The sequence below is a fragment of the Promicromonospora iranensis genome (genome assembly GCF_028994805.1).
Taxonomy (GTDB): domain Bacteria; phylum Actinomycetota; class Actinomycetes; order Actinomycetales; family Cellulomonadaceae; genus Promicromonospora; species Promicromonospora iranensis.
On record NZ_JAJQQP010000012.1, the window covers coordinates 124,741 to 145,347 of the forward strand.

Sequence of the window (20,607 nt, forward strand, 5' to 3'; positions counted from 1 at the left end):
GGTGGACTCCGTCAGTACGCGTGGACGCCGTCCGGCCAGCGCAGCTCGACACCGGCGGCGACGAGCTCGGCCTGGTAGTCGGCGAGCAGGTCGGGCTTGGCCTGGACCGCGTGGGGGGTGCGGCCGGTGGCGAGGCAGTGCGCCGCCAGGTGGCCGGCGGCCTCGCCCACGTTCCACTCGACGGGGTGCAGCCGGTAGCACCCGTTGGTGATGTGGGTGGTGCCGATGTTCTTGTTGCCCGCGAGCAGGTTGGTCGTCCGCTGCGGCAGCAGGGCGCCGAGCGGGATCTCGAACGGCGTCGACGGCACGTCGATGTAGGTGTCCCCGCCCGTGGAGGGGTGCAGGTCGATCCGGTACATGCCGACGCCGACGGAGTCCTCGTAGCGGGTGGCGCCCTGGTCGCCGCGCACGGCGTAGGAGACGTCGTTCTCCGTGACCGTCGTGACCGCCTGGATCCGCCGGGACTCGCGGTGGTAGGCGGCCTGGGCGAGTCCGTCCGTGCTGCCCATGACGTCCGGTCGGAGCCGCAGACCGGGGTACCCCGTGCCGCCGTCGGGCCGCGGCGCCTCGGTCTGCATCCAGTAGAGCATCGACAGGCTGAGCTGGCGGGCGTCGGCGATCCGGGCCTCTTCCACGTCGCGCGGCACGTCGAGCACGTGGTCGAGGATGTAGTCGATGCTCGGCCAGTTCACCAGGCACACGTCGCTGGCGTAGAAGCCGGGCTCGTGGAGGTCGCGCGCGGCGATGCGGCGGAACAGCCACAGGTTCCCGTCGCCGGCGTTCTTCGACTGGTCGGCGTCGACCGCCAGCGGGTCGTCACCGGGGTTCGGTGTGAACGACCGCTGCTCGAGCTCGAGGGTGCGGGGGTTGGGCGCGGTCCACGAGAGCAGCCGCTCACCGCCCCAGGCACCCGGCGCGTACGAGCGCCAGAAGTCGTAGCGGTCGGGGCGGTCGATCGTGTGCTCGCCGTCGACGTGCTCGACGGCGAAGCAGACGCTCAGTGCCTGGACGTTGTCCGGCTGGGCCGCGTCGGGAGCGCTGGGCTCGCCGGTCACGCGCGCCGACTCGAATCCCGTGACGTACTCCGTGCCGGTCAGCGGCAGCAGCTCGCCGGTCTCGGTGGCGTCGATCGTGTAGGCGGCGCTCACCGTCACCTCCGGACCACCGACGACGGAGGTGAGCGTCACCGACGTCACCTGGTCGCCGTCCGTGGTGGCGGCCGTGGGGCGCACCCGCTCCAGGAGCCGGATCCGGCCGGCGGAGCGGTGGGGGGCGAGCATCTCCTCCAGCACGCCGACGGCGACCCGCGGCTCGTGGCACAGCTTCGAGACCCACCCGGCGCCCGGGTTGAGCTCCGGCCACGCGCGTGCCGCGGTGGTCAGGGGGTAACGACGGCGGTAGACGTCGCGGATCCCGTCGCGCAGCGCCCGGTAACGGGCGGTCACGCCGAACCGCTCTACCCAGGGATGCTCGTCGGGCGGCACCGCCTGCGAGGTCAGCTGTCCGCCGATCCAGGGGTGCTCCTCCGTGAGGACGACACGAGCGCCACGGTCGGCGGCCGCGAGCGCCGCGGCGATGCCGCCGAGGCCCGCGCCCACCACGAGCACGTCGGTCTGCAGGTCTTGAGAGGTCACGCGGGGTCCGTCCTGTCGTCGGTCTGGGGTGTGTCGTCGGTGCGTGCGGGTGCGGCGGTGCCGCCGTCCACGTCGGGGCACACGAGGATCTGGTGGAGCTCGGCGTCGGTCAGTGCGCAGGTGCGGCCTGTCTCGCGCGCCCGCTGGGGGCTGTCGTCGGAGACCAGGCGGGACAGCAGGTACAGCGCGCGGGCGCCCATCTCCTCGCGCGGCACGGAGAAGCCCGACCAGTTCCTGCCGCCGCGGCGGGGGTGGTGCGGTTGCCCGAGCAGCAGGACCGACACGTCGTCGGGCACGCGCCTGCCGCGGCGCTCGAGCTCGTCGGCGAGCTCCTCGGGATGGTTCTCGGGTGCGACGACGACCGCGGTGAAGCGCTGGTCGACGATCTCGGTCGCGGTGGCCGCCACGTCGTCGAGCTCGACGAACCGGGTGGTGAGCCCGTGCCCCTTCATGGCGCTGCGGTACCCGTCGACGCGGTCGAGGGTGGGCTGGTCGGTGCCGCGCATGCCGACGTAGCCGATCCGCCGGTGGCCGAGGGCGACGAGGCGGTCGATCTGCCGCACCGTGCCCCCGACGTAGTCGGCGCCCACGTACGGGAGCCGGCCGCCGTCGCTGCCGCGCTTGCCGATGAAGACGAACGGGTAGTTGGTGTCGAGCAGGTGCTGCAGCTCGCCCCGGTCCTCGTGCTGCCCGAGGAGCAGGCAGCCGTCGGCCACACCGAGCCGCTGCCAGCCCTCGCGGGTGAGCCTGCGGCGCCCGTCCGCGACAGGCGCGCTGGTGAACAGCAGCAGGTCGACGCCGAGCCGTTCCGCCGCGTGCTCGATCCCGACCAGGAACGGGCCGTAGAAGTCGCGGCTGGCGCGGGGGAACGTCGCCTCGTACGTGAACACGCCGAGGATCTGGGCGAGCCCGCCCGCGAGGCGCTGCGCGGCGGGGTTCGCGGTGTAGCCGGTGATCCGGATGGCGTCGAGAACGCGCTGGCGGGTCTCCTCGCTGATGCGTACCCCGGCCGGCGTGCTGCCGTTGAGCACGAACGAGACGGTGGCCTGGCTGACGCCGGCCATCGCGGCGACGTCCGTCTGCGTGATGCGGCGACGTGGCACGGCTCCTCCTTGAACCCAGCTCCGACCCGGAGGCTGATGTCAGGAGTGTCACCGTCCGCGGAACGGCCGGTCAATCTGATGATGCGCATTATTAGCAACTGCCCCGTGTGGCCCGGCGTCCACGGAACCCTCCGCCTGCGGCGTGGTGCCTGGTCGGATGGGGCGCATTATCAGGCGCTCCGCTGGTAGGTCTGATTACCTCCCTTGACCCCGCGCCGGTTCCCGCCGAAGGCTGACGCCCGTCATGACACCGCGACAAAGGAGTACGCATCATGGCCGTCCTCACCCTGCGCCGCGCCCTCGCCGGCGCCGCGCTGACCGCCCTCGCGGTCACGGCCGGGCTCGCACCCGGCGTGACCTACGCGGCGCCGCCGTCCGCCTCGTCCGACGGGCCGCCCGGCCGCGAGCTGCCGGTCTTCACCTCGACGGGCGCGATCGTCGATCCGCTCGACGACACGCTGCCGCACAACCCCAACCAGGAGTTCATCTTCCCGTCGGTGTTCCACGCCGGGAAGCACCTGGAGGACCCGCTCGGTGAGTGGTACGTGTACTACGCGCCGCACGACGACCCGGGCGGCATCAACCTGATGTACGCCGACTCGCTCGAGGGGCCGTGGACCCAGCACGAGGCCAGCCCGGTGGTCGCGAACACGTGGGAGGACATCTACGACGTGCCGCACGTGTCGTCGCCCGACGCCGTGTGGAACGCCGCCGAGCAGCGGATGTACCTGTACTTCCACGGCGACAACACGGTGACCAGGTACGCGACGTCGACCGACGGGGTGACGTTCACCTACGGCGGCGAGGCGGTCACCACGGAGATGGTCGACGCCGCGCAGCCCGGCCGGCACGCTACCGAGACGTCGTACGCGCGGGTGTTCCGCAACCCCGACCGCTCGTCAACGCAGCGCTGGGCGATGTTCTTCATGACGAACTACGACACCAACGTCCGGCACATCAACCTGGCCTACTCGACGGACGGCCGCGACTGGCAGGTCGAGCCCGAGCCGATCGTGACGCCCGGTCCCGTGGAAGGCACCAACGTGTCGGCCGCCGACCTGTGGCAGTGGAAGGGGCAGCACTACATCGTCTACGGCGCGACCGTCGGCACCATCCTGGCCCGGCCCGTCGACCGGACGCTGACCGACGTCGGCGAGCCGGAGCCCCTCTACATCCCCCGGCCGGCCCCGCCCGAGGCGGGCCGTGCGACGTCCCCGCAGATCGTGCGGGCGGACGGCACGCTGCACCTGATCTACGAGCACGGCGAGCGCGCGCACACGACCATCGCCCGCGCGGTCCTCGACCCGGACGGGGTGCGGGACCCGCTGAACACCCGGCCCGAGGACCCGATGTACGCGCAGTGCACGGGCGCGGGCTCCGACGAGTTCGACGGTGGCCCGCTCGACCGGACGCTCTGGTCCACGACGGTGCGGGGCGGCCTCGATCGCTCGACCGTGGCGGACGGTGCGTGGCGCATCCCGACCTACCCGGGCAACTCGACGTCGGCGCCGCTCGTGCTGCAGCCGGTGCCCGACGCGCCGTGGGAGGTGACGACACAGGTGACGCTGGACCCACAGGTCAACTTCCAGCAGGCAGGCCTGATCGTCCGGCGCGACGACGCGAACTCGGTGCGCATCGACATCTCGCACGTGGACGCCGGGAAGCGGTTCGACTTCGTCTGGCGCAACAACGGGGTGGACCGCAACGACCCGTGGACGATGGAGGACGCCGCCATGGCTCCGCCCGGCACCGGCGACACCGTGTGGCTGCGGATCACGAACCACGGTGCGTGGCTGACCGCCTCGTACAGCATCGACGGCGCGACCTTCGTCAACCTCGGCCGCGCCGCTCCCGCTGACCAGCTCGCCGCCACCGACGTCGGACCGTTCGCCTACCGCGGCCCCGCCGCGACGCCCGAGCTCACCGCGGCATTCGACTGGGTCCGGTTCACCCCGGACGAGGAGGAGCTGGCCGGCTGCGGGTGAGGCCGGTCCTGCTCAGTGGGCGCAGAGGCAGAACGGGTGGCCCGCCGGGTCCGCGTACACCCGCCAGTTGGCCCCCGGGTGCAGCTGGTCGGTGCGCTCCAGCACGGTCGCACCGAGCTCCAGCACGCGCCTCTCGTCCGCCTCGATGTCGTCCACGTCGAAGTCGAGGTGCATCTGCTGCGGTGACTCCTGGCCGGGCCACTGCGGCGCGCGGTGGCCCTCCACCTTCTGGAAGGCCAGGGGCGTGCCCTCGAAACCGTGCACCTCCACCCACCCCGGGTCGTCCGGGTCCACGTCGACCTGCCCGCCCAGCAGCTCCGCGTAGAACTCGGCGAGCCGGACCGGGTCCGGGCAGTCCACCGCGACGGCCTGCAGCTTACGAATCATCCTGGGTCCTCCTCGGTCTCGATCCCTGAGGTGCGGTGCTGTGCCCAACCTATCGGCGAAGGCGCGCGGCGGGCCGACGGCACACGGCTCGTCGCCCGCTCACGCCTCGTCGTCGCGCTGCTCGCGCAGCAGGTCGGCCGCCTGCCCGCCGTCGGGCTCGTGCTCGATCGCACGCAGGGTGGACTCCACCTTCTCCGCCGGCTGGCGCGGCGGGAGGAGCGGGGTGTCGGGGTCGACGACGGCCTCGACGACCACCGGCCGGTCGGCGGCCAGCGCTGCCGTCCACGCCTCGCGGACCTGGGTGGGCTCCTCGATCCGCACGCCCTCCAGCCCGAGGAGCGTGGCGTAGTCGGCGTACGGGAACGCGGGCACCGTCTGCGAGGTCGGGAACCGGGGGTCGCCCTCCATCTCGCGCTGCTCCCAGCTGACCTCCGCCAGGTCGCCGTTGTTCAGGACCAGGACGACGAACCGCGGGTCCGCCCAGTCGCGCCAGCGGTGCGCGACGGTGATCAGCTCGGACAGGCCGTTCATCTGCATCGCCCCGTCCCCCGCGAGCGCCACGACCGGGCGATCGGGGTGCAGCAGCTTCGCGGCGATCCCGTACGGCATCGCGGAGCCCATCGAGGCGAGGGTGCTCGACAGGTGCGCCGGAACCCCGTCCGGCAGCCGGAGGAACCGTGCGTACCAGTAGGTCACCGAGCCGACGTCGACGGCCACCTGCGCGTCGGGCGGGAGCTGCGCGGACAGCTCGTCCAGGACCAGCTGCGGGTTGAGCCGTGCGGACCGCTGCGCGACCCGCCGCTCGGCGACGTCGCGCCATCCGCCGACGAAGCGCTCGACGTCCTGGCGCCACCCGTCCCGCTCGGGGAGCAGGGGCAGGAGCGCGTCCAGGGTGGCGGCGGCGTCCCCGGGCAGGGCGGCCTCGACGGGGAACTTCGTCCCGATGTTGCGCGCGGTCACGTCGATCTGCACGGCTCTGGCCTGGCCCGGCGCCGGGTAGTACTCGGTCCACGGATCGTTGCTGCCGACGATCAGCAGGGTGTCGCACCCGGACATCAGATCGGCCGAGGCGGTGGTGCCCAGGTGGCCCATGACGCCGCAGTGGTAGGGCAGCGACTCGTCCAGGAGCGGCTTGCCGAGCAGCGAGGTGGTCAGCCCGGCCCCCAGCCGTTCGACGACGTCGCGCACCTGGCGCTCGGCACCGGCCGCTCCCTGCCCGACCAGCACAGCAACACGCCGGCCTGCACCGAGCAGGTCGGCCGCGGCACGGAGCTGGTCGTCGTCGGGCACGGTCCGTCCCTGCGCGAAGGCTGTCGAGGACTGCACCACCCCGTGAGCTTGCTCGTCCTGGGCGGGGGTATCCGCCTGCTGCACGTCGTGCGGCACGATGACGCACACGGGGCTGGACGTGGCCAGCGCGGTACGGAAGGCGTCGTCCAGCACGTGCGGCAGCTGCTGCGGGGACGACACGACCTGCAGGTACTGCGCACAGACGTCCTTGAAGAGCGTGTGCAGGTCGACCTCCTGCTGGTAGCCGGAGCCGAGCGCGCTGGTCACCACCTGGCCCACGATGGCCACCACCGGCTTGCGGTCCAGCTTGGCGTCGTACAGCCCGTTGAGCAGGTGGACGGCGCCGGGGCCCTGTGTGGCGAGGCACACGCCGACCTCGCCGCCGTACTTCGCGTGGCCGGTCGCCATGAACGCGGCCATCTCCTCGTGTCGCGCCGTGACCAGCTCGATCCGCTCCTCCTGTCTGCGCAGCGCCGCCAGGAGCGGGTCCACCCCGTCACCCGCGTACCCGAAGACTCGTGTCACGCGCCAGTCGACCAGCCGGTCGACGATCCCGTCTGCCACGGTGGTGGAGCTCATTCGTTCTCCCCGTGCTCGTCCGCCCGTCGGCGGTAGGCACCCACGCCGGCGTCGGCTCCACCAGGAGGCGCCCTCGTCTCATCATGGGCGGGCCGCGCGGCGCTCGCGATGCGGAGGAGCACCGATGAGTTCGGCCGGGCCGCCGAGTCGGCACGGGAGGACGAACCTACGAGGAGGACAGCCCCATGACTGAGCTGAACACGGCACACGCACGGCGAGCGATCGTCGAGCACACCCGAGGTCTGGCGCAGTCGGCAGTCGCGGCCGGGCCTGATGCCGTCGTCCCGACGGCCCCTGCATGGAGCGTCGCCGACCTGGTCGCGCACATCGGCCAGACCCAACACTGGGTCGCGGAGATCATCGAGCGGCGCATCACCGACCCCGCGCAGCTGCCCACGGAGGCGGCCGAACCTCCCGCCGGCCCGCAGGGGTGGCAGGCATGGCTGTCGGAGTCCGCGCGACGGCTCACGGACGCGATGTCCGACGACGCGCTCGACGCGCCGGTGTTCAACGCCGCGGGAGACCAGCGGACCGGCACACGGTTCTGGATGGACAGCTCCGTCAACGAAGCGGTGGTCCACGGCTTCGACGCGGCCAACGCGGCCGGCCGGTCCGTCGACATCGACGCCGAGGTCGGCGCCGCGCTCATCAGCAACCACCTCGCGATGCTCACCTCCCCGACGTGGGAGATGCGGCGGCCCGAGTCCGCCCAGGCGATCAGAGGCACCGGGCAGACCCTGCGATGGGTGGCCACCGACACGACGCGCGACGAGACCGCCCGGTTCGTCGAACGGCGGCCCGACGGTGCGACGTGGCGGCCCGGAACCCGGCAGGCCGACGTGACCGTGACCGGCCCGGCGGGAACGCTGCTGCTGGTCCTGACCCGGCGGCTCCCCCTCCCGAACGGCGCGGCCACCGACATCACGGTCGACGGCGAGGCGGGCCTCGTCCAGCACTGGCTCGACAACACCGCCCATGTCGCCGACTGACCGGCACCTCAGCGCACCAGATGCCGGCCGGCTTGCTGCCTATCGCACGTGCCCCGCGATCGGCAGGGCCAGCGCCGCCGTGCCCTCGGCGACGATGCGCGCCATCTGGTCGGCTCCGTACTCCTGGAAGTGCGTGTTGTCCGTGACCCCGTCGGGGAACGCCGGGTACTGGCCCGCGCTCAGGTGCAGGAACACTCGCTTGGCCGCCTCAGGGCCGATCGAGTTGAGGTAGGCCCGCGAGCGTGCCGACAGGTCGATCATCGCGACGCCGGTCTCGTCGACCAGCTCGTAGACCTTGTTGACGTAGTCCGGGAACGAGACCCGGAACTGGCCGTTCGAGTCGTAGTCGCGCCGCGAGACCGGGGTGATCAGGACCGGTGTCGCGCCGCGTGCGGTCGCCCCGGCCATGTAGCTGTCGCGCAGGTACCGCTTGTAGTCGGCGGGCGAGGTGTACCGCTCGGGGTTGCCCGAGCTGGCGTCGTTGTGCCCGAACTGGACGAACAGGTAGTCGCCCGGCTGGATGGCGCCCAGGATGGTGTCCAGGCGGCCCTGCTCGATGAACGAGCGCGACGAGCGCCCGCCGATGGCGTGGTTGGCCACCGTCGTGTTCGCGTCGAAGTAGTTCGCGAGCTTCTGGCCCCAGCCCATCTGCGGGTAGTACCCGGAGCTGTAGGTCTGGGCCGTCGAGTCCGAGGCGATGTAGATCGTCGGCGTCCCGTCCGCGGGCGCGCCCACGGGGAGGGGTCGCCACTGCTGGTTGGCGGCGCCGTTGGAGTCGTACTGCGAGATGCGCGTTCCGGGCGTGGTGGACCGTTCCCACAGATCGAGGGCCTTGCCGGAGTTGCGGTTGACGAAGCGCAGGTAGGTGCCGTCGTCGAGGATCTGCCAGTGCTGGTTCGTGGTGCCACTGTCGCTCCACTGGACGATGTCGGCGCCGTTCGCGGTGCTCTTGGCGTAGACGTCGAGCAGCAGGTTGGAGTGGCGGGCCTGGATCTTGTAGTAGCCGCCACCGGCGTCGACGAAGCGGAACTGCTGGTTGGTCGCGTCGGTACGGGTTCCCTGCACCAGCCTCGCGCCGGTCGCCGTCGACCCGCCGTCGATCTGGAGGACCAGGCCGGAGTGGCGGGACTGGAGGACGTACCAGGTACCGGCCCGGAAGGCCGCGTGTGCCGAAGGAGCCGTCAGGAGGCCGGCCGCCGCGGCGGCTCCCGCGGCGAGGCCTAACAGGGACCGGCGAGAGATTCCGGCGCCGAGCAGGCCGGACGATTCGGGAGTGCGCATCTGTGCTCCAGGTGGGTAAGTGGTGGGCCTCGGCCGCGTCGCCGAGGCCCACCGGGAAGAATCGCGCCTTGGTCAGATGTACTGGTCGATGATCGGGATCAGCCGGTTGGCGATCTTCCGGTGGCCGGCATCGGTCGGGTGCACGTTGTCGTGCGTGTCCGTCGCGGGGTCGACCCAGCCGGTCGTGTCGACGAAGTGGACGCGGGTGTCCCCGGCGGTGACGCGGGTCTGCACCGCGTTCCGCGTCTCGGTCACGTACCGGTTCCTGAAGACGCCCATCGCGAAGATGTGGGCGTTCGGGTAGGCCTGGCGGACGCGTTCGAGCATCACGACGTAGTTCCGGTTGAAGTCGACGGTGGAGACACCGTGCCCGACGTCGTTGGTACCCAGGTTGATCACGACGGCGGTGGCCTGGTACGTCGAGAAGTTCCAGTCGTCACGGCTCACCCACGCTGACGAGCGGCGGAACCAGTCCATCATCCCGTAGCAGCCGTCCGAGGTACTGACCAGGCAGGCACCACCCTGGGCGACCTGGGTATGGCCGGCACCGAGGCTCTCGCCGACGAGGTAGGGGTAGGCCGTGAAGGGCCGGTCCCCGTTGGGCTGGCCGACGGTGATCGAGTCGCCGACGAACTCGATGAAGTTCGCCGGGCGTGCGATCGACGTCGTCGCACCGCCCGAGGCGAGGACGAAGCCGCCGAACGCCGGGTCACCGGTGTACGACCCGGCCCGCTCGCGGAACCCGATGCGGACGGTGTGCGTGCCGGTGCTCAAGCCCGAGGCGAGGGTGACATCTCCTGAGACGTTCCGCCGCCACTGCTCGGGTGCGCCGTCGACCGAGTAGTACACGTCGATGGTGTTGCGGAGCCTGACGCCGATCGTGGATCCGGTGAAGGCCGCCTCGACGTAGCCACCGGCCCAGCCCATGGTGCGCCAGAAGCCGTCGGTCGCCCACCGGCCGTAGTACTGCAGGTTCGAGTCGGTGACCGAGCCGTCACCGGCCTGCGCGGCACCGATCGGGATCAGGCGCCAGCGCTGCACGGCCGAGCCGCTGCGGGTGTACTGCGAGACGCGGCTGCCGGCCGTCGTGGCCCCCTCCCAGTTGTCGAGGGCCTTGCCCGAGTTACGGTTGACGATCTCGTAGGAGCCGTCGGCCTGCTCGTTGACCTGCCACTGCTGATTGGTACCGCCGTTGCTCGGCCACTGGACGATGTCGGCGCCGTTCGCGGTGCTCTTCGCATGGACGTCGAGCACCTGACCGCTGTGCCGGGCCTCGATGCGGAAGTACCCGCCTCCGGCGTCGACGAAGCGGAACTGCTCGTTGGTCGCGTCCGTGCGGTTCAGCAGCTGGGCCCGGGCACCGTTCGCCGTCGAACGGCCCTCGATGCCGACCACGAGCCCGGAGTGCTGGTTGGAGATCGCGTACCAGGTGCCGGGGATGACGGCCGCGCTGGCCGTGGGGGCCAGTCCGGGCAGAACCGTGGCGACGAGGATCGCGCCGAGAGCGGCAGCGATCCATCGCAGGCGGTTGCCCCACCAGGAGGAGGAAGAGTGCAAGGCATGCTCCTTCGTCGGAGTGACTCGAGAATCCCGTCGGTCCCGAGCGACCGGTTCGGTTCGCCGGAACAGAGCAGTCGGAGCTCCCGGCCTGGGCCTTGCAGAACCATGGTCGCTTCATTGCTGACCGCTGGGTATGCGATGTTCTGAATCGATACAATGTCCGGTTTACGATAGCGCCCGCGACGCACAGGTCAAGACCTTGCGGAAACTTAATCGATTCGCATAGACCGGACGGCGTGGCCGGACCGGTGGGGCACCGGTCGCTCGTGCCGGCGACCGAGGTGTCGAGCGCGGAGTCAGGAGCTGGCGGGGGTGTCCTGACTGAAGATGTTCCACCAGCGACCGTCGCGTTCGACCCACAGCGAGCTGATGAACATCGACTCCGGCTCAGCACTGCCGACAGGCTGGTGGTCGGCGCGGTAGCAGAGCAGCACCGCGTCCGCCGCGACCTCGATCAGACGCGCGTCCACGATGGAGTACGACGCGGTGATCGGTCCGTCCGAGAGCTCGTCGGCATGCTCCGCCCTGGTGGCGAACCCCGCGGGGTACACACCGACGAAGTCCGTGGACAGCAGCTCGTACTCGGCGTCCGCGTCACCGCTGACCAGTGCGTCCCAGACCTTCGACTCGAGGTCGACGAAGAACTGCGTGCTCCACTCGGGCATCGGACCGTCCTCACTTCTCGTCTGCGTCGCCGCCGAAGCCACGACTGTGGGCACGGCACCTGGGGACCGTGCCCATTCTGCCCCCGCAGGAGGTGTCACGACCCGCGCGTAGCCGGCGGGAATCCCGCGGCGCGGCCGGCGCGGCGCGACAGCTCGGCGAACGCGTCACGCAGCGCGGTCGGACCGACGACCTCGATCTCCGTGTCGAACCGGGCCAGGGTGGCGGCCATCGCGGCCCAGGACCACGACCCGATCAGCAGCCGGGACCGAGTGGGGCCCAGTTCCTCGACCAGCCCGTCACCGGCGAACGGCGCGACCCGCGCGACGGGCAGGTCGAGGATCGCCTCTCCGTGACACGGCCACTCGTCCACACCCTCTGCGCCTTCTGCGCCCTTGAAGCGGGCGGACAGGAACGCGGCGACATCGCCGCCGGGCACCTCGCGGGCCGTGAACCGCGGCCCGTTCGGGACCCGGAGCGTCATCCGGTCGGCTCGGTAGATCCGCCAGTCCTGGCGGTCCGGAGACCATCCGACGAGATACCAGCGTCCGTGCCGGACCACGAGGTGATGCGGCTGTACCCGCCGAGGCGGTTGCGGGCCGTCACCGTCCGCCCCTTTGGACGAGCGGTAGTCGAACCGAACCTCCTCCCCGGAGCGGATGGCGGCGCTCAGCGCGACCAGGACGTCGGTGTCGACCTGCGGGCCGGCCCCGCGGCCGGCTGACTCGCCCGCCGCGACCGCCAGGACGTCGACGCGCTGCCGCAAGCGTGCCGGCAGGACCTGCCGCACCGTGGCCAGCGCTCGTGCGGCGGCGTCCTCGATGCCCGCCCCCGTCACGACCGCGATCCGGAGAGCCACCGCGAGCGCGACCGCTTGTTCGTCGTCGAACAGGAGGGGTGGCAGCTCGCTGCCCGCCTCCAGCCGGTAACCGCCGTCGGGACCTCTGGCCGCCTGCACGGGGTACCCCAGCTCGCGCAGGCGGTCGACGTCGCGGCGCACGGTGCGCTCGCTGACGCCGAGGCGGTGGGCGAGCTGCTCCCCCGGCCAGTCGCGGCGGGCCTGGAGCAAGGACAGGAGGGAGAGCAGGCGACCGGAGGTCGCCGTGGAGGAGGCGATCGGCATGCCTCTCACACTGCCACGAGTTCCGGACGTTCCCTGTCCGGAACTGGTGACAGGTTGAGTCTGTCGGCGGAGATCTCCGGCGACGACAACCACCTGTGAGGACCACCATGTCGATCAACACTGCCGCCCACCTGAACTTCCACGGTCAGGCCCGCAGCGCCCTCGAGTTCTACCAGTCCGTGTTCGGGGGGCAGACGACCATCGCCACCTACGGCGACTTCGGCATGCCCGCCGAGCTGCCCGGCGCCACCAACGTGGTGTTCGGCCAGGTCGTCGCCGACAACGGCTTCCGCGTCATGGCGTACGACGTCCCGGGCCAGGACGCCCCGGTCGCGCAGGGTGCGCCGACCACCCGTCGCGAGAACGGCACCACTGTCACGGAGGAGCCGTTCTTCCTCTCCGTCCGCGGCGAGACGGTCGAAGAGGTCCGCGCGCTGTGGGAGCGGCTGGCCGAGGGTGCCACCGTCATCGAGGCCTTCGGCCCGGCGCAGTGGGCACCCACCTTCGGGATGCTGACCGACCGCTTCGGCATCACCTGGATCCTCGACGTCGCAGCCGAGTACGCCCGGTCCTGAACCCGGTACCGGACGCCCGGGCCGCCGTCCACTGCCGACAGCAGCCCGGGCACTGCGCTCTACCGGAAAGCGTCGAGGTTGCGGGCGACCCAGTCGCTGAACGAGCGCGGGGCACGCCCCAGGGCGAGCTCGGTGTCGGGCGAGGGCGTGCGCTCCGCCACGGTGGGCGTGCCCAGTGCGTCGAGGGTCTTGTCGACGACGGTCGGGGGCCAGATCTGCGACAGCTGGGCGAAGGCCTGTTCGCGGGTCTGCTCGATGAACTCGATCTGCTCGCCGAGCGCGTCCGCGATCACGGCGACCTGTTCGCGCGGCGTGAGCGCCTCGGGCCCGTTCAGCGTGTAGTACCGCCCGCGATGCGTGTCTTCACGCAGGGCTGCCGCGGCCGCGGCGGCGATGTCGGCCGGGTCGATCGGCGGGAGCGCGACGTCGCCGAAGGGCGCCTGGACGGTCCTGGTGGAGCGGATCGGTCCGGACCAGAGGAGCGCGTTGGAGGCGAACCCGCCGGGACGCAGGACCGTCCACTCCGGAAACGCGTCCGTCACGGTCTCTTCCAGGTTCTTCAGGAAGGGGTCGTCGTCCCGGGTCTGAGCCCGCTGGGAGGACAAGAGCACGATCCGGTCGATGCCGGCGGCGCGGGCGGTCTTGACGATCTCCGCCACCGGCAGCGTCGGGTCCGGGGCCATGAGGAACAGGCGGTCCGCACCCTGGAACGCGGGCTCGAGGCTGTGCGGGTCGGCGAGGTCTCCGGTGACGTGGCGAGTGCCTCGAGGGAGCTCGACGGGGTGGCGGGAGACGGCCGTGACAGACTCGCCGGCCTCGGTCAGCGCCTCGACGAGCGGGCGGCCGATATTGCCGGTGGATCCGGTGACAACGATCATGAGGATTCCTCTCGGTTTCAGGTACGCGGCCGACCCTAGGAACCAGACTTACTTCTGGAAAGTACCTACCTTGAGGTAAGTTCCGTACGTGAACACCGGAACAGCGTCACGAGAAGTGGCCCCCTCGCCGTCGTGTGACCCGTTCCACACCGAGTGCCCCGCGCGTGACGTGCTCGACCACGTCACGAGCCGATGGGGCGTGTGGGTTCTGATCAGGCTGCAGGAGGAGCCGCTCCGGTTCTCCGAGCTGCGTGACCGCATCGAGGGCGTCAGCGAGAAGATGCTGTCGCAGACCCTGCGGAACCTGACGCAGGACGGTCTGGTCTGGCGCAAGGTCGAGCCCACCACCCCACCCCAGGTCACCTACGGCCTGACACCCCTCGGTAGCGGCCTCGGCCACCAGCTCGCCGCCATGCTGGGCTGGATCGAGGCCCATGCCGATCACCGCGACGCGGTGACGAGCGGGTCGACCGGACTTTGACCTCGCCGAGAGGCCTCTGCTCAGCGGCGAGCTGGGTCCGAGGCTGTGCCGATCGACAGATCCCGCCGAGAACGAATGTGGTTCGACGGTCGTAGTCCGCCCGGGACGGCCAGCCGCCGCACTTCAGGGCAAGGGCGTTGTCGAGGGTCAGCGCCCGTCGCCGCTCGGGCTCCCGGAGACGGTCCCACGGGTGTCGATCAGCGCCCTCGCCTCGGGCTCCTTGAGGACCTTGGGCGTCGAGGACGCAAGCCCTCCATCGGCGTGGATCCGCTCGAAACGGCGGCGCATCAGGCCTGGGAGGAGCACCACGCCGAGGACACCGACGACGACCAGCGGGATCGACACGGCGAGCACCACGGTCGCCACCGCGCTGCTGGCACCGAGCACGGGAAGGGCGAACAACGCGAGCACCACGCCCAGCAGCCCCACCCAAGCCGGGACGCGCAGCACCATGCTGAGCCGGTCGAAGAAGGTGTTGGACCGGGCAAGGTCCTCGTCCAAGGCGTACAGGTCCGCAAGTTCGAGTTGTCGGGTGGTGGTGTAGCGCAGGTACTTCCGACCGGGAGGCGGGTCACGCTGCGGGTCGGAGTGGTCCAGCGCCTTCGGATACGACTTGATGACCGACCCGTCGGTCGCGATGTGCCACTGGCTCTGTGAGATCCGGTCGTTCATCGCCCGTCTCCTGGTTCGCTGTCCGGCGTAGCTGCCTGGCGCCCGTGCAGGCCACAGGGTATCGCCGAACCCGACGCCGGTCAGTCGGGTTCGGTGCGGTCGGGCCGCGTCCAACCCGGTTCGAGCACGTAGTGCAGGGGTGGGACGGGAAGGCCCAGGAGTGTGCCGTGGGCTCGACCGCTTCGAACGAAAGAATCGAGGTGGTCGAGCTTGAGCAGTCCAGGTTCGGCGGTCAGCATCGTGGGCTTCCGACCTTGAACGATGGCGGCGATCTCCGCGACGTCGATGCCATGCCGGCTGAAGACATCCCTGAGGTCTTCCAGCCGAGTCGCACCAAGTTCGTGGTGGTGCAGGCCGCCGAGCCCTTCGAAGGTGTGGCTCAGCGGCAGGTGGCCGACGTCGTGGACGAGGGCAGCGGCACGGTAGACCGGACCCACCACGATGCAAGGAGATCCTGTTCCAGCGGTGTCAGAACGACGGTGATTCGCCACAGAGGATCGACGAAGCATCCATCCTCGCCGAGCGTGTCGTTCGCATCCTTCGGCAGCAGGCCGAAGCCACCATCACCGGTCATGTCGAGAGTCCCCCAGGAAGCCATTCCTGCCCACCGTCGCCCCGAGGACTCAGAGACGCTGTCACAGGTCAACCGGCACCCGACCCGATCACACGGCTGGGCCGAATCAGGGTAGTACTCGGACGTCGAAGCGGGAACTCCACCGCGTTCCCGCGATGAGAACGCCAGAGTCTGCCGGGAGATCGACGCGATGCGCAACCAGGGCACTCACATCGGATCACCGCACCACAGGAGTGTGGGAGGCAGGCCGCGCACGCCCGCGCTCACCTGATAGCCGATCAGCAACTACTTGCACATACGGCAAGTAGTTGCTAACTTCGAGCGCATGACCGAGCAACCTTCGTCCGCGCCGTCCGACAACGCGTCCGTGACGCCCGAGCAGGCTCGGGAGCTGCTCGCGTCCGTTCCACGGAAACCCCGACGGCAGCTCACGCCAGTCGACCACGTGTGCGCCGTCGCGACGATCGTCCTCGCCTTCGTCGCAGGTCTGCTCGCACTTGGCGGCCACCCCTGGTGGGCGGCCCTGCCGGCGACAGGAGCCCTGGTCGTCTCGCACTCCTGGCTGAGTGCACGCCAGCGCCGAGTCAACGAACCTCGCCTCAGAGCGACCCTGCTCGTGAGCATCGCCTTCACGACGTGGCTCCTGATCCCCATCTGGCGGGGCATCACTCGCGGCGAGACGATTCCCTTCCCGGAAGCGTTTCTCTTCGCAGGCCTCGCGCCAATCGCCTGGCTCGTGTTCTATCTCATCCTGCTGATCCGCCGCTGAGACGACGATGACGTTCAGAGATATCGACGCACACCTCATCGCCCCGAAGCGCTTCGTCACCCTGGCCCATCTGCACCAGGTCGAGCAGGCAGACTATCCAGCGCTACAGGAGGCGACCGCACTCTCGACGCCGGACCTGTCGAAGATCATTCGCGATCTCGAGGAGCGCGGACTCGTCCTCGTCACCAAGGAGCGACGAACGCGGTATGGCGCGACCGTGGTGCGACTGACACCAGAGGGGCAGGAAGCGTTCAAGAAACTCCTGAACGCACTGAACCGCATTGCTGGGCAATGAGCACGGGAGAATCAGGCACCTAGACGTTAGAACTGAACTCCACCGAGTCCCGTACCCGGTCCCCTGCCGACATCACTGTGATCATCACAGCCATCCGCCGCACACCTCCTACGCCAGGAGGTGTGCACCAGACACAGGTGCCCATCGCGAATGGCTACGCGCAGTACCGTGCCGCCATGATCAACATCGGCAGCAGACCTGAAGAGGGGGTTCGGCATCAGTGACGGGCACCATCGTCCTGGTCGGGCCTGCCGCCACCGGCAAGTCGACACTTGGCAGACTCGTCGCCGCTCGACTCGGCAAGCCGTTCGTCGACATCGACGAGATCGCCTGGCCCTACTACGCCGAGACAGGCTGGGATCTGGACCGATTGCTCGACCGCATCCACGCCGTGGGTCGCGTCGACGCCGAGCGTGAGTGGGAACCTGCGAGGGCACATGCGACCGAACGGATCATGGCAGACCAACCCGACGCCGTGGTCGCTCTCGGTGCTGGACACACCAGCTACTCCGATCCGACCTGCGCACAACGCGTGCAGGCCGCGCTGTCCCAGGCACCCCACGTCGTGCTCCTCCTGCCGAGCCCAGACCCTAAGCGATCTCTCGCGGTCTTGCGCGAACGTTCGATTGCGGCCAAGGACACCGACTGGATACGCGACGGCCACGACTTCCTTGACCAGTGGATCACCGATCCGTTCAACCACACAGTCTCGACAAGCGTCCTCTACACGGACGGACTCACGCCCGAACAGGCCGCCACATCGATCGTGGCGGAAGCTTCGGAGTCGAACCGCGCCGGCTGAGCGCCGGAACGGACCATCCGCTCCTGGCACGAAGCGCGCCGCACACCCGATAACCGAACGCACCGCCTCGATCTGCAAGAGGCGTGACCCGATGTCGGGCGGATCTGCGGGACCCACCGCCTGTCGACCGCTCAACTGCCCTGACCGCGCAGTCGCGAGGCGATGTCGGTCGCGCCGTGTGCAGCGTCGCGTACTTGTGCATCAATGCACGCCCGGGCTCTTACCGAACCGCCGACGCGCCACTAGCCCGTTCCGGCTCTGGAGAACAAACCGGACAACAATGGTTCTGCCAAATTGATCCGCTGTCGTGGGCAAAGCACTCGTGCTCGACCAGATCGACGTCCGCGAGGTACCGCTCGCGCTCCGTGCGGGACCGGCAATTGTCTCGCGCCGTCGATAGCTGGTCGATGATCATCGACCCTATGAACCCGGCAGCAATGGACCCCACGAGCATCCAGCCCGGCCCGCAACTGCACCTCGTCCTGCTCGGCGGGCCACCCGCGGTCGGCAAGTCGACGGTCGCTGAGGCGCTCCTAAGCCAGTTCGTCGACAACGCGCCCGTCCGGATTCAATGGATCGACGTAGACACGCTCTGGCGTCATCAGCCCTGGCGCGTGGACGACACCACGATCACGATGCTCCACGCCAACCTGCGCTCCGTGCTCCACAACGCCGCCATCGCCGGGATCGACGTCGTCATCGTCTCCTGGGTCTTCCAGAACCCCACGTTCCACGACCTGGTCGTGTCGCTCGCGCCAGACAATACGGCCCATCTTCGTATCCGGCTCGACGCCTCCCAGCCAGTATGGGAGGGCCGGCTCGCCACACGGCCGATCAGCGACGAGCACCGCGCCTTCTACAGGCAGAGGTACACCGAGGCCGGCCTCAGCCCCGCAGACCACGTCATCCAGACCGACCACCGCCCCGTCAGCGACATCGCTGACGAGACAGACAGCCTCATTCGCGCCTGGTTGGGCATCGTCGACGGGACCAGTCAGCCGGTGCCACGACCTGGTCAAACAGGTGCACCGGAACTCGACTAGACGTTGAACCGGAACTCGACCACGTCGCCGTCCTGCATGACGTAGTCCTTGCCCTCGATGCGCGCCTTGCCTGCCGCCTTCACCGCGGCGACCGATCCGGCCTCGACCAGGTCCTCGTACGAGATGACCTCGGCCTTGATGAAGCCGCGCTCGAAGTCGGTGTGGATCACGCCGGCGGCCTGCGGGGCCGTCCAGCCCTTGTGGATGGTCCAGGCTCGCGCCTCCTTGGGACCCGCCGTGAGGTAGGTCTGCAGGCCGAGCGTCTCGAAGCCCACCTTCGCGAGCTGGTCCAGGCCGGACTCCGGCTGACCGGACTCGGCCAGCATCTCGGCAGCCTCGTCGGGCTCCAGCTCCACGAGCTCGGACTCGAACTTCGCGTCCAGGAAGATCGCCTGGGCGGGCGCGACAACCTTGCGCAGGGCCTCCTGGGACGCGGTGTCCGCGAGGCCGGCGTCGTCCGTGTTGAAGACGTAGATGAACGGCTTGGCCGTCATGAGCTGCAGGCTGGCGATCTCGGCCAGGTCGAGACCGGCGTCGGCGGCTCCCTGGTACAGGGTCACGCCCTTGTCCAGGATCTCCTGCGCCTTCTTCGCGGCGGCGTACAGGACGGGGTCGCCGCGCTTGATCTTGACCTCCTTCTCCATCCTCGGCAGGGCCTTCTCGAGGGTCTGGAGGTCAGCAAGGATCAGCTCGGTGGAGATCGTCTCGATGTCGCCGGGGGCGTCCATGGAGCCGTCGACGCGCACGACGTCCGGGTCGTCGAACGCGCGAGTGACCTGGCAGATGGCGTCGGCCTCGCGAATGTTGGCGAGAAACTTGTTGCCCAGGCCCTCACCCTCGGACGCGCCCTTGACGATGCCCGCGATGTCCACGAACGACACGGTCGCCGGCAGGATCTTCTGGCTCCCGAAGATCTCGGCGAGCTTGTTGAGCCGCTCGTCCGGCAGCGAGACCACGCCCACGTTGGGCTCGATCGTCGCGAACGGGTAGTTCGCAGCGAGCACCTGGTTGCGGGTCAGAGCGTTGAAGAGGGTGGACTTGCCGACGTTGGGCAGGCCGACGATGCCGATAGTAAGAGCCACGTCGCAAAATTCTACGTGCCCGGTGCCAATCGTCTGCGCTCGAGCTCGTCGAGATCCCGCTCCGCGAACCGGTGATGCTCCCAGGCTTCGTTGGCGATCACCCCGAGGCAGCGCCACACGGGGAGGCTGCGAATCTCTGGTTCCCACGGCGGCAGCCGGCGAGCCGGCGCCTCGAAAGCTTCCTGCGTGAGGGATTCGTACTGCGCGCGCACCTGGACCGTGCGGTCCGCGAACGCCGTCTGCACCTCCTGGAACGACGGAGTCGCCGTGACGTCGACGCCGAGCGCACGGGCCTCGTCGTCGTACTCGGAGAAGGGCAGGCCGATCGGGCTGAACGCTCCGTCGAGGCCCTGGATCCCGTGCCGCACCCAGCCGTCGACGGCGAACACCAGGTGCCGCAGCGTCTGGGCGACCGACCACTCGCCGTCGACCCGCTGGTCCGCCGTCCCCGCGGGCATGGCCGCCACCCGGTCGAGGGTGGCCGACCAGGTCCGCAGCGCTGCCTCGAACGACTCACGCTGCTCCGCCAGCACCTGGGAGCGGGCGTGCTCCCTGCCGGGATGGCGGCGGTTCAGCTCGGCCTCGATCAACGGCAGCACCTCGACGCCGTTGACCCTGAGGCCACCGATCTGCCCGTCGATGTCGGCGCCGGTCAGGTCGACGCCGCGCATCACCACGCGGGGCAGGTACGACTGCTCGAACGCTGCGCCCTCCAGATCGGCGAAACGGAAGCGCGCGCTGGTCAGGTCCGCCGCGACGAACTCGGCACCCCGCAGGTCGTCATCGGCCGTGAATCGCGTCATCGCCCCAGGCTAGGCCGGGTCACTGACACGACCGCTGAC

Annotated in this window: 21 protein-coding genes; 8 read left to right on the plus strand and 13 right to left on the minus strand. The window is 69.8% G+C overall.

Translation table 11 applies throughout. From position 1 onward, the window contains the following. Window positions 1-11: 11 nt before the first annotated feature. Both LUM46_RS20290 and LUM46_RS20295 read right to left on the minus strand, forming a co-directional pair. On the minus strand, window positions 12-1,634 hold the full coding sequence (locus tag LUM46_RS20290) for an FAD-dependent oxidoreductase (protein ID WP_274996464.1): 1,623 nt from the start codon (window positions 1,632-1,634) through the stop codon (window positions 12-14). Then, a complete protein-coding gene (locus tag LUM46_RS20295; RefSeq protein ID WP_274996465.1) occupies window positions 1,631-2,737 on the minus strand; it encodes a LacI family DNA-binding transcriptional regulator in 1,107 nt (368 codons plus the stop codon). Before LUM46_RS20295 ends, LUM46_RS20290 begins: the two co-directional genes overlap by 4 nt. Before the next feature lie 272 nt (window positions 2,738-3,009). Between LUM46_RS20295 and LUM46_RS20300 the strand changes: the two genes are divergently transcribed. Next, window positions 3,010-4,722, plus strand: coding sequence for a beta-xylosidase family glycoside hydrolase (locus LUM46_RS20300; protein WP_274996467.1), 1,713 nt, complete (start codon window positions 3,010-3,012; stop codon window positions 4,720-4,722). A 12-nt stretch (window positions 4,723-4,734) separates the two neighbouring features. Here the strand turns inward: LUM46_RS20300 and LUM46_RS20305 are convergent, their stop codons facing one another. Then, entirely contained in the window at window positions 4,735-5,109 is a 375-nt protein-coding gene (locus LUM46_RS20305; RefSeq protein WP_274996468.1) for a VOC family protein, read from the minus strand. A 99-nt stretch (window positions 5,110-5,208) separates the two neighbouring features. Beyond that, entirely contained in the window at window positions 5,209-6,978 is a 1,770-nt protein-coding gene (locus tag LUM46_RS20310) for a thiamine pyrophosphate-requiring protein (protein WP_274996469.1), read from the minus strand. Window positions 6,979-7,163: 185 nt separating this feature from the next. Here LUM46_RS20310 and LUM46_RS20315 point away from each other — a divergent pair, with 185 nt between their 5' ends. Continuing rightward, window positions 7,164-7,967 carry a maleylpyruvate isomerase family mycothiol-dependent enzyme gene (locus LUM46_RS20315; RefSeq protein ID WP_274996471.1) on the plus strand — a complete coding sequence of 268 codons (804 nt, stop codon included), beginning with the start codon at window positions 7,164-7,166 and terminating at the stop codon, window positions 7,965-7,967. 39 nt (window positions 7,968-8,006) lie between these two features. Here LUM46_RS20315 and LUM46_RS20320 read toward each other — a convergent pair whose 3' ends face one another. The 4 genes from LUM46_RS20320 to LUM46_RS20335 all read right to left on the minus strand — a co-directional run bounded on the left by LUM46_RS20320 (window position 8,007) and on the right by LUM46_RS20335 (window position 12,594). Next, entirely contained in the window at window positions 8,007-9,248 is a 1,242-nt protein-coding gene (locus LUM46_RS20320; protein WP_274996472.1) for an RICIN domain-containing protein, read from the minus strand. 72 nt (window positions 9,249-9,320) lie between these two features. Beyond that, window positions 9,321-10,805, minus strand: a complete 1,485-nt coding sequence (locus LUM46_RS20325) for an RICIN domain-containing protein (RefSeq protein ID WP_274996473.1) — start codon at window positions 10,803-10,805, stop codon at window positions 9,321-9,323. Between the two features lie 299 nt (window positions 10,806-11,104). Beyond that, window positions 11,105-11,473, minus strand: a complete 369-nt coding sequence (locus LUM46_RS20330) for a nuclear transport factor 2 family protein (RefSeq protein ID WP_274996474.1) — start codon at window positions 11,471-11,473, stop codon at window positions 11,105-11,107. Between the two features lie 95 nt (window positions 11,474-11,568). Further along, the gene (locus LUM46_RS20335) at window positions 11,569-12,594 is read right to left on the minus strand and encodes a helix-turn-helix transcriptional regulator (RefSeq protein WP_274996475.1); all 1,026 of its coding nucleotides are present in this window, start codon (window positions 12,592-12,594) and stop codon (window positions 11,569-11,571) included. A gap of 107 nt (window positions 12,595-12,701) precedes the next feature. Between LUM46_RS20335 and LUM46_RS20340 the strand changes: the two genes are divergently transcribed. Beyond that, on the plus strand, window positions 12,702-13,169 hold the full coding sequence (locus tag LUM46_RS20340) for a VOC family protein (protein ID WP_274996476.1): 468 nt from the start codon (window positions 12,702-12,704) through the stop codon (window positions 13,167-13,169). Between the two features lie 59 nt (window positions 13,170-13,228). Here the strand turns inward: LUM46_RS20340 and LUM46_RS20345 are convergent, their stop codons facing one another. Next, window positions 13,229-14,047, minus strand: a complete 819-nt coding sequence (locus LUM46_RS20345; RefSeq protein ID WP_274996477.1) for an NAD(P)H-binding protein — start codon at window positions 14,045-14,047, stop codon at window positions 13,229-13,231. An 88-nt stretch (window positions 14,048-14,135) separates the two neighbouring features. On the opposite strand from LUM46_RS20345, the gene LUM46_RS20350 reads away from it, so the two are divergent. Continuing rightward, window positions 14,136-14,528, plus strand: coding sequence for a winged helix-turn-helix transcriptional regulator (locus tag LUM46_RS20350; RefSeq protein ID WP_274996479.1), 393 nt, complete (start codon window positions 14,136-14,138; stop codon window positions 14,526-14,528). A gap of 147 nt (window positions 14,529-14,675) precedes the next feature. On the opposite strand, the gene LUM46_RS20355 is transcribed toward LUM46_RS20350, so the two are convergent. After that, window positions 14,676-15,200: a hypothetical protein gene (locus LUM46_RS20355; RefSeq protein ID WP_274996481.1), complete on the minus strand. Its 525-nt coding sequence runs from the start codon at window positions 15,198-15,200 to the stop codon at window positions 14,676-14,678. A gap of 80 nt (window positions 15,201-15,280) precedes the next feature. Continuing rightward, window positions 15,281-15,640 carry an HD domain-containing protein gene (locus LUM46_RS20360; RefSeq protein ID WP_274996483.1) on the minus strand — a complete coding sequence of 120 codons (360 nt, stop codon included), beginning with the start codon at window positions 15,638-15,640 and terminating at the stop codon, window positions 15,281-15,283. Window positions 15,641-16,141: 501 nt separating this feature from the next. On the opposite strand from LUM46_RS20360, the gene LUM46_RS20365 reads away from it, so the two are divergent. The 4 genes from LUM46_RS20365 (at window position 16,142) to LUM46_RS20380 (ending at window position 18,683) form a co-directional block, all read left to right on the plus strand. Further along, window positions 16,142-16,543, plus strand: a complete 402-nt coding sequence (locus tag LUM46_RS20365) for a hypothetical protein (protein ID WP_274996485.1) — start codon at window positions 16,142-16,144, stop codon at window positions 16,541-16,543. A 7-nt stretch (window positions 16,544-16,550) separates the two neighbouring features. Continuing rightward, window positions 16,551-16,838 (plus strand): transcriptional regulator, encoded by a 288-nt coding sequence (locus LUM46_RS20370; protein WP_274996486.1) that lies wholly within the window; start codon window positions 16,551-16,553, stop codon window positions 16,836-16,838. Window positions 16,839-17,058: 220 nt separating this feature from the next. After that, entirely contained in the window at window positions 17,059-17,640 is a 582-nt protein-coding gene (locus tag LUM46_RS20375; protein ID WP_274996488.1) for a shikimate kinase, read from the plus strand. A 407-nt stretch (window positions 17,641-18,047) separates the two neighbouring features. Further along, complete coding sequence (locus LUM46_RS20380) at window positions 18,048-18,683, plus strand: AAA family ATPase (protein WP_274996489.1); 636 nt, start codon at window positions 18,048-18,050, stop codon at window positions 18,681-18,683. Here the strand turns inward: LUM46_RS20380 and ychF are convergent. Beyond that, window positions 18,680-19,765 carry a redox-regulated ATPase YchF gene (gene ychF, locus LUM46_RS20385; protein ID WP_274996490.1) on the minus strand — a complete coding sequence of 362 codons (1,086 nt, stop codon included), beginning with the start codon at window positions 19,763-19,765 and terminating at the stop codon, window positions 18,680-18,682. The two genes, LUM46_RS20380 and ychF, sit on opposite strands and share 4 nt — an antisense overlap. Before the next feature lie 11 nt (window positions 19,766-19,776). Continuing rightward, window positions 19,777-20,568, minus strand: coding sequence for a DinB family protein (locus tag LUM46_RS20390; RefSeq protein ID WP_274996491.1), 792 nt, complete (start codon window positions 20,566-20,568; stop codon window positions 19,777-19,779). Between the last annotated feature and the right edge of the window lie 39 nt (window positions 20,569-20,607).